General features: G+C 69.1%; 7 protein-coding genes and 1 pseudogene. All 8 read left to right on the forward strand.

From position 1 onward, the window contains the following. Positions 1 to 112: pseudogene (locus F3J18_RS33950) on the forward strand (AAA family ATPase); the annotation flags it as partial. Between the two features lie 335 nt (positions 113 to 447). After that, positions 448 to 759, forward strand: a complete 312-nt coding sequence (locus F3J18_RS33955; protein ID WP_013699671.1) for a high-potential iron-sulfur protein — start codon at positions 448 to 450, stop codon at positions 757 to 759. Between the two features lie 177 nt (positions 760 to 936). Further along, positions 937 to 2247, forward strand: coding sequence for an MFS transporter (locus F3J18_RS33960; protein ID WP_025101339.1), 1311 nt, complete (start codon positions 937 to 939; stop codon positions 2245 to 2247). A 412-nt stretch (positions 2248 to 2659) separates the two neighbouring features. Further along, positions 2660 to 4276 carry an ABC transporter substrate-binding protein gene (locus F3J18_RS33965; RefSeq protein ID WP_025101340.1) on the forward strand — a complete coding sequence of 539 codons (1617 nt, stop codon included), beginning with the start codon at positions 2660 to 2662 and terminating at the stop codon, positions 4274 to 4276. Between the two features lie 113 nt (positions 4277 to 4389). Then, positions 4390 to 5400, forward strand: a complete 1011-nt coding sequence (locus F3J18_RS33970; protein ID WP_025101341.1) for an ABC transporter permease subunit — start codon at positions 4390 to 4392, stop codon at positions 5398 to 5400. Positions 5401 to 5404: 4 nt separating this feature from the next. Next, positions 5405 to 6316 (forward strand): ABC transporter permease subunit, encoded by a 912-nt coding sequence (locus F3J18_RS33975; RefSeq protein ID WP_025101342.1) that lies wholly within the window; start codon positions 5405 to 5407, stop codon positions 6314 to 6316. Positions 6317 to 6318: 2 nt separating this feature from the next. Continuing rightward, a complete protein-coding gene (locus F3J18_RS33980) occupies positions 6319 to 7314 on the forward strand; it encodes an ABC transporter ATP-binding protein (RefSeq protein WP_025101343.1) in 996 nt (331 codons plus the stop codon). Continuing rightward, a complete protein-coding gene (locus F3J18_RS33985; RefSeq protein WP_166916471.1) occupies positions 7311 to 8327 on the forward strand; it encodes a peptide ABC transporter ATP-binding protein in 1017 nt (338 codons plus the stop codon). The genes F3J18_RS33980 and F3J18_RS33985 overlap by 4 nt, the downstream gene beginning before the upstream one ends. The last annotated feature ends 85 nt before the right edge of the window (positions 8328 to 8412 follow it).

An 8412-nucleotide genomic window follows, 5' to 3' on the forward strand; every position in this document is an offset into this window, starting at 1 on the left:
CGCGCTGCTGCACGCGTTCGGCGCGGCGCGGCTCGACGGGCGCGACGCGGTGGAGGCGCGCGACATCCGCGCCGACGAGGGCATGCCGAGGCGACGGCCGATCGGCTTCTGAGCCCGAAGGCCGCGTTCGGCATCGACGAGGCGGCGGGCGCGAAGGGCGAGGTTCGGCCGACGGCTTCCGTTCCGCTTCGCCGTGCTGTTGCGCGACCTTCTGTCGCACAACGCCGGGCCTCGTGCGCGCGCCGGCGTCGCGAGCCTGTCGCATCGTCATCGCATGATGGCCGGCAAGGCGCGCGCAGGCGCTGCGCGCCTTGCCGCCCGCCCCGGCTTCGGCGATTCCTTATCTCCGGGATTCGGCAGCGCAGATCCGTGGCGGCGGCGTTATGCTTCGCCGGTGCCGCCGTCAGAGCGGCCATTCCCCATGAAGAGAAGCTGGAGCACGTCCCCATGAAAACGTCCCGTCGCAGTTTCCTGATCACCAGTGTCGGCGCGGTATCGGCGCTCGCGCTGTCCTCGCGCGAGGCCTTCGCCGCGCCGATGCTGGCCGAGACCGATCCCACCGCGGCCGCGCTCGGCTACAAGGCCGATGCCACCAAGGTCGACAAGAGCAAGTTCCCGAAATACGCGGCCGGGCAGGATTGCGCGGCCTGCTCGATGTACCAGGGCAAGAAGGGGTCGACTTCCGCCGCCTGCGTCGCCTTCCCCGGCAAGGACGTGGCCGCCAAGGGCTGGTGCAGCGCCTTCAGCAAGATGGCCTGAGCGCCGGGCGCCGCGCGCGCCCCTGGCCTCGAAGCAGAAACCCGGCAGGCAGCCCGCCCGCCGGGTTTTTTTGTGCCGCTTGTAATCGGCTTCGTCGCTCCCCTACACTCGCTGCACCACAACCGCGCCACGCCCATGCGGCGCATGGCGCATACCCCAGGCGGGAGAGGGAGACGCATGAGCTCGGCAAGCGAAAGGCAGCAGGCGACCCAACCGGCCGTGAATGGCCCCGGCCCCGGACGCAGCGCGGTGATCGCCGCCGTGATCGGCAATGCGCTCGAGTGGTACGACTTCACGGTGTTCAGCTTCATGGTGGTGGTGATCGCCGAGCTGTTCTTCCCGAGTTCCAGCGAATACGGCTCGCTGCTGCTGACCACCGCCACCTTCGGCGTGGCCTTCTTCATGCGGCCGATCGGCGGCATCGTGCTCGGCCTCTACGCCGATCGCGCGGGGCGCAAGGCCGCGCTGTCGCTGGTGATCCTGCTGATGACGGTCGGCATCTTCGTGATCGCGGCCGCGCCCACCTACGCGGCGATCGGCATCGGCGCGCCGCTCTTGATCGTGTTCGGCCGGCTGCTGCAGGGCTTCTCGGCCGGCGGCGAATTCGGCAGCGCCACCGCGATGCTGATCGAGGCGGCGCCGCGCGGCCGGCGCGGCTTCTACGGCAGCTGGCAGATGTCGAGCCAGTCGGCCGCGCTGCTGGTGGGCGCGCTGGTCGGCACCCTGGTCACGCACGGCCTGTCGAGCGAGGCGCTGCATGCCTGGGGCTGGCGCGTGCCGTTCCTGCTGGGCCTGCTGATCGGCCCGATCGGCTATTACCTGCGCCGCCACCTGGCCGACTCGGAGGTGTTCCTGGCCAGCAAGGCCAGCGCGCGCCGCGTCACGCTCGGCGAGGTGTTCGCGCAGCACGGCCGCGAGGTGCTCTGCGGGCTGGGCTCGGTGATCGCGCTGACCGTCACGATCTACGTGCTGATCAGCTACCTGCCGACCTTCGCGGTCAAGCAGCTCAAGCTGCCCTATGCCGAATCGTTCTACGCGGTGATCGTCGGCGGCCTGCTGCTGACGGTGCTCACGCCGCTGGCCGGCGCCTGGTCGGACCGGATCGGGCGCAAGACGCTTTCGCTGTGGTCGCTGGTCGCCACCCTGGTGCTGATCTACCCGCTGTTCCTCTGGCTCGACGCCGCGCCCAGCGTGGGCCGGCTGGTGCTGGTGCAGGGGCTGCTGGCGATCACCCTGTCGGGCTACTACGGGCCGTTCGGCGCGATGATCGCCGAGCTGTTCCCGGCCCAGGTCCGCTCCACCGGGCTGTCGCTTGCTTACAACGTCGCGGTGATGCTGTTCGGCGGATTCGGGCAGTTCATCGTCACCTGGCTGATCAAGGCGACAGGTACGCCGCTTGCGCCGACCTATTACGTGATGGCCGGGCTCGCGCTGTCGGTGATCGCGGTGGCCTGCATGCCGCGCCGCGCGCCGGGCTCGGGGGACTGAGGCGCGACCTTCGCGGCGGCCGGCGCGGCCGGGGCCGGGCGCCGGCGGATTCGCGGCAAGCCCGCGCCGGGACCGCCCCGGGCCCATGCTGGGCCGGCCCGGCCGGCGATCGGGCGCGATCGCGGCGCGTGCCGCCGCCCCCCGCCGTGCCGGTTCGACCCGCGTCGCGGGCGCGGCGCATTCGTCACCGTTTGTTTAGCGATCCGGCGAAACAGGGCCGAACCGGGCCGAACAGCGCCGCTTCCGGTGCTTCATCGCGCCGCGCCCGCCGCGGCGGGCCGCCAAGCACGCCGGAAATCGCCGCGCAAGCCTGGGCCGGCGCTTGATCCGGCCGGCTTGTTCCGGGCGTGAAAGCTCAAGTAAGATCGGCCGCACGCCGGCGCCAGCCGGCACGAGACCTGGAGATATCACAATGAAATCAGATCGTCTGTTGCGCGCCGCGATGGCGGGCGTCGCAGCGGCAGCGCTGGGCATCACGAGTGCCGCGCACGCGCAGATCCCGAACAAGACGCTTGTCTACTGCTCGGAAGGCAGCCCGGCCGGCTTCGATTCGGCCCAATACACGACGGGTGTCGATTTCTCGGCAGCGACCTTCACCATCTACAACCGCCTGGTCGAGTTCGTGCGCGGCGGCACCAAGGTCGAACCGGGCCTCGCGGAATCGTGGGACATCTCGCCGGACGGCAAGACCTACACCTTCCACCTGCGCCATGGCGTGAAGTTCCAGACCACCGATTTCTTCAAGCCGACGCGCGAATTCAACGCCGACGACGTGCTGTTCACCTTCGAGCGCATGCTCGACACCAACCAGCCGTTCCGCAAGGCCTACCCGGTGAGCTTCCCGTACTTCACCGACATGGGCCTGGACAAGCTGATCACCAAGGTCGAGAAGGTCGATCCGTACACGGTGCGCTTCACGCTGTCCGAGCCGAACGCGCCGTTCATCCAGAACATGGCGATGGAATTCGCCTCGATCCTGTCGGCCGAGTACGCCGACCAGCTGCTCAAGGCCGGCAAGGCGCCCGACATCAACCAGAAGCCGATCGGCACCGGTCCCTTCGTGTTCCGCAGCTATACCAAGGACGCCACGATCCGCTTCGACGGCAACCCGGATTACTGGCGCAAGGGTGACGTGAAGGTCTCGAAGCTGATCTTCTCGATCACGCCGGACGCCGGCGTGCGCGTGCAGAAGATCAAGCGCAACGAGTGCCAGGTGATGAGCTATCCGCGCCCGGCCGACATCGCCACCCTGAAGGCCGACGCGAACCTCGACACGCCCTCGCAGCCGGGCTTCAACCTCGGCTACCTGGCCTACAACGTGCAGCACAAGCCGCTCGACAACCTGGCGGTGCGCCAGGCGCTCGACATGGCGATCAACAAGAAGGCGATCATCGAGTCGGTCTACCAGGGCGCTGGCCAGGCCGCCGACGCGCCGATGCCGCCGACCCAGTGGTCGTTCGACAAGAGCCTGAAGATGCCGGCCTACGACACCGCCAAGGCCAAGGCGCTGCTGGCCAAGGCAGGCTTCCCGAACGGCTTCGAGATCACCCTGTGGGCGATGCCGGTGCAGCGCCCCTACAACCCGAACGCGAAGCTGATGGCCGAGATGATCCAGGCCGACTGGGCCAAGATCGGCGTGAAGGCGAAGATCGTCAGCTACGAATGGGGCGAGTACATCAAGCGTGCCCACTCGGGCGAGCAGGACGCCATGCTGATCGGCTGGACCGGCGACAACGGCGATCCGGACAACTGGCTCGGCACCCTGCTCGGCTGCACCGCGATGAGCGGCAACAACTTCTCGCGCTGGTGCGACAAGTCCTTCGAGGCGCTGATCCAGAAGGGTCGCGTGACCACCGGCCAGGAGGCGCGCACCAAGATCTACACGCAGGCGCAGCAGATCTTCGCGCAGCAGGTGCCGTATTCGCCGATCGCGAACTCGACGGTCTACCAGCCGACCACCAAGAACGTGGTCGACCAGCGCATCGAGCCGCTCGGCTACATCCGCTTCGACGGCGTCGGCGTGAAGTAAGCAGCGCCCGGCATCGCGACGTTGGACCGACTGCACGATAATTGACCCGGCGACGGGGGGCCTGCCCCCCGTCGCCGGTCGCATTTCATCCCCACGATTTTCCGAGACCCGCCATGTTGCGATTTGTGTTGCGCCGCATCGGCATGGTGATCCCGACCTTCATCGGCATCACCATCCTTGCGTTCGCGCTGATCCACCTGATACCGGGCGATCCCATCGAAGTGATGATGGGCGAGCGCGGTGTCGACCCGGCGATGCACGCCGAGGCGATGCACCGGCTCGGCCTCGACCAGTCCCTGCCGGCCCAGTATCTCCACTATCTCGGCCGGGCGCTGCATGGCGACCTGGGCCTGTCGATCATCACCAATACCAGCGTGATGGGCGAGTTCATGGCGCGCTTTCCCGCCACCGTCGAGCTGTCGATCTGCGCGCTGCTGTTCGCGCTGCTGGTGGGCCTGCCCGCCGGCGTGTTCGCCGCGCTGCGGCGCGGCACGGTGGTCGACCACGGCGTGATGGGCACCGCCCTGACCGGCTATTCGATGCCGATCTTCTGGTGGGGCCTGATCCTCATCATGGTGTTTTCCTCGACCCTGGGCTGGACGCCCGTGTCGGGACGCATCGCGGTCGAATACGACATCCCGCACGTGACCGGCTTCATGCTGATCGACGCGCTGCTCGCGCCCGACGAGGGCTCGTTCCGCTCGGCGGTGAGCCACCTGATCCTGCCCTCGATCGTGCTGGGCACCATCCCGCTGGCGGTGATCGCGCGCATGACGCGCTCCTCGATGCTCGAGGTGCTGCGCGAGGACTACATCCGCACCGCGCGCGCCAAGGGCCTGTCGCCGGCGCGCGTGGTGGTGGTGCATGCGCTGCGCAACGCGCTGATCCCGGTGGTCACCGTGATCGGGCTGCAGATCGGCACCCTGCTGGCCGGCGCGGTGCTCACCGAGACGCTGTTCTCGTGGCCGGGCGTGGGCAAGTGGCTGATCGACGCGATCAGCCGCCGCGACTACCCGGTGGTGCAGGGCGGCATCCTGCTGATCGCCACCCTGGTGATCATCGTCAATCTCGTCGTCGATCTGCTCTACGGCGTGCTCAACCCCCGCATCCGCCATACGAGGTGATTCGATGAGCGAACTCCCCGACGCGCTGCCGTCGGTCGCCGCCGGCGGCCGCCTGCTCGCGCTGCAAGAATTCTGGCATCACTTCGCCCGCAACCGCGGCGCGGTGGGCGCCGGCCTGATCGTGCTGCTGCTGGTGCTGGTGGCGATCTTCGCGCCGCTGATTGCGCCGCACAGCCCGATCGAGCAATACCGCGACTTCGTCAAGATCCCGCCCGCCTGGCTCGACGGCGGCAACTGGCGCTTCGTGCTCGGCACCGACGAGGCCGGCCGCGACATCCTCTCGCGCCTGATGTACGGCGCGCGCCTGTCGTTCTGGATCGGCCTGGTGTCGGTAGTGCTGGCGCTGATCCCCGGCGTGGTGCTGGGCCTGGTGGCGGCGTTCTTCCAGCGCTGGGCCGACACGCCCGTGATGCGCGTGATGGACGTGCTGCTAGCGCTGCCCTCGCTGCTGCTGGCGGTGGCGGTGGTGGCCATCATCGGCCCGGGCCTGACCAACACCATGTTCGCGATCGCGATCGTGGCGCTGCCCGGCTACGTGCGCCTCACGCGCGCCTCGGCGCTCGGCGAGCTGCAGAAGGAATACGTCACGGCCTCGCGCGTGGCCGGCGCCGGCACGCTGCGCCTGATGTTCTCGCAGGTGCTGCCGAACTGCACCGCGCCGCTGATCGTGCAGGCCACCCTGGGCTTCTCCTCGGCGATCCTCGACGCGGCCGCGCTCGGCTTCCTGGGGCTCGGCGTGCAGCCGCCCGCGGCCGAGTGGGGCGCGATGCTGGCCTCGGCGCGCGACTACATCGACAACGCCTGGTGGATCGTCACCATGCCGGGCCTGGCGATCCTGATCTCGGTGCTGGCCATCAACCTGCTCGGCGATGGCCTGCGCGACGCGCTCGACCCGAAACTGAAACGGATGGCCTGAACATGAACGATCTATTGACCATCCGCAATCTGGCCGTCAACTTCAACGGCCTGCCCGCGGTGGACCGCATCAACCTGTCGGTCGCGCCCGGCGAGGTGGTGGGCGTGGTGGGCGAATCGGGCTCGGGCAAGAGCGTGACCATGATGGCCCTGATGGGCCTGGTCGACGCGCCCGGCATCGTCACCGCCGACGAGGTCAGCTTCGACGGCATCGACCTGCTCAAGGCCAGCCCGCGCCAGCGCCGGCGCATCATCGGCAAGGACATCGCGATGGTGTTCCAGGACGCGCTGTCGAGCCTGAACCCGAGCTACACGGTCGGCTACCAGATCCGCGAAGTGCTGAAGCTGCACGAGGGACTGCGCGGCGATGCGTTGAAGAAGCGCGCGCTCGAGCTGCTCGACCAGGTCGGCATCCCCGACGCGAAGAACCGCATCGACACCTTCCCGCACCAGATGTCGGGCGGCATGAACCAGCGCGTGATGATCGCCATGGCGGTGGCCTGCAATCCCAAGCTGCTGATCGCCGACGAGCCGACCACCGCGCTCGACGTGACCATCCAGGCCCAGATCATGGACCTGCTGGTGTCGCTGCAGAAGGAGCGCGGCATGGCCCTGGTGCTGATCTCGCACGACCTGGCGGTGGTCTCCGAGGTGGCGCAGCGGGTGGCCGTGATGTACGCCGGCGAGGTCATCGAGACCAACCGCGTGCCCGACATCTTCGCCGCGCCGCATCACCCGTATACTGAGGCGCTGCTCGCGGCGATCCCCGAGCACAACGCCGGCGCCGAACGGCTGGCCGCGCTGCCCGGCATGGTGCCGGGGCGCGACGACCGCCCCTCGGGCTGCCTGTTCGCGCCGCGCTGCAAGTACGTGGTCGAGGCCTGCCACGCGGCGCGCCCGGCGCTGGCCGAGCTGGTGCCCGGCGACGCCGCGATGCGCGCGCGCTGTATCAAGCCCCTGAATCTCCAAGCGATCGATCCGTCGGGAGGCGCACGATGAATGCAGTCCACGCTGAACCGCGCGCCGTCGGCCGCGATGACGCGGTGCTCGTCGCCGACGGGCTCGCGAAACACTATTCGGTGCGCCGCGGCATGTTCGGCCAGGCCACCGTCAAGGCCCTCAACGGCGTGTCCTTCACGCTCGCGCGCGGCCGCACGCTGGCGGTGGTGGGCGAGTCGGGCTGCGGCAAGTCCACCCTGGCGCGCCAGCTCACCATGATCGAGACGCCCACCGCCGGCCATCTGCGCATCGACGGCGAGGACGTGGCGGGCGCCAGCGGCGAGACCATCGCCGCGCTGCGCCGGCGCGTGCAGATGGTGTTCCAGAACCCGTTCGCCTCGCTCAACCCGCGCAAGACCGTCGAGCAGACGCTGGGCGAGCCGCTCGCGATCAACACGAAACTGGGGGCGGGCGAGCGCGCCGGGCGCATCGCGCAGATCATGCGCACCGTCGGCCTGCGGCCCGAGCACGCCAAGCGCTATCCGCACATGTTCTCGGGCGGCCAGCGCCAGCGCGTGGCGATCGCGCGGGCGATGATCCTCGATCCGCAGATCGTGGTGGCCGACGAACCCGTCTCGGCGCTCGACGTCTCGATCCAGGCGCAGATCCTGAACCTGTTCATGGACCTGCAGCAGCAGTTCGGCACCAGCTACGTGTTCATCTCGCACAACCTGTCGGTGGTCGAGCACGTGGCCGACGACGTGATGGTGATGTACTTCGGCGCGGTGGCCGAGCTCGGCGACAAGGCCACGCTCTACGCGCGGCCGCGCCATCCCTACACGCGCGCGCTGATGTCGGCCACGCCGGCGATCTTCGAGTCGGACCGGCGCATCCAGATCAAGCTGGAGGGCGAGCTGCCCTCGCCGCTCAAGCCGCCCTCGGGCTGCGCGTTCCACCAGCGCTGCCCGTACGCGGTCGAGCGGTGCCGCGCCGAGGTGCCCGCGCTGCGGGAGGTCGATGGACGGCAGGTGGCCTGCCATCGTGCCGAGGAGGTCGGTGACGGGGATGCCTGAAGCCAGGGCAGCGGCGGCGCGCGGCGCGGGGCAGGTCGCGCGCCGTTCGCAGGCGGGTGGCGCGCGCGGTGCGCGGATGCGGCGG

This window comes from Burkholderia sp. Ax-1720, from assembly GCF_011753035.1.
Classification (GTDB): domain Bacteria; phylum Pseudomonadota; class Gammaproteobacteria; order Burkholderiales; family Burkholderiaceae; genus Burkholderia; species Burkholderia gladioli.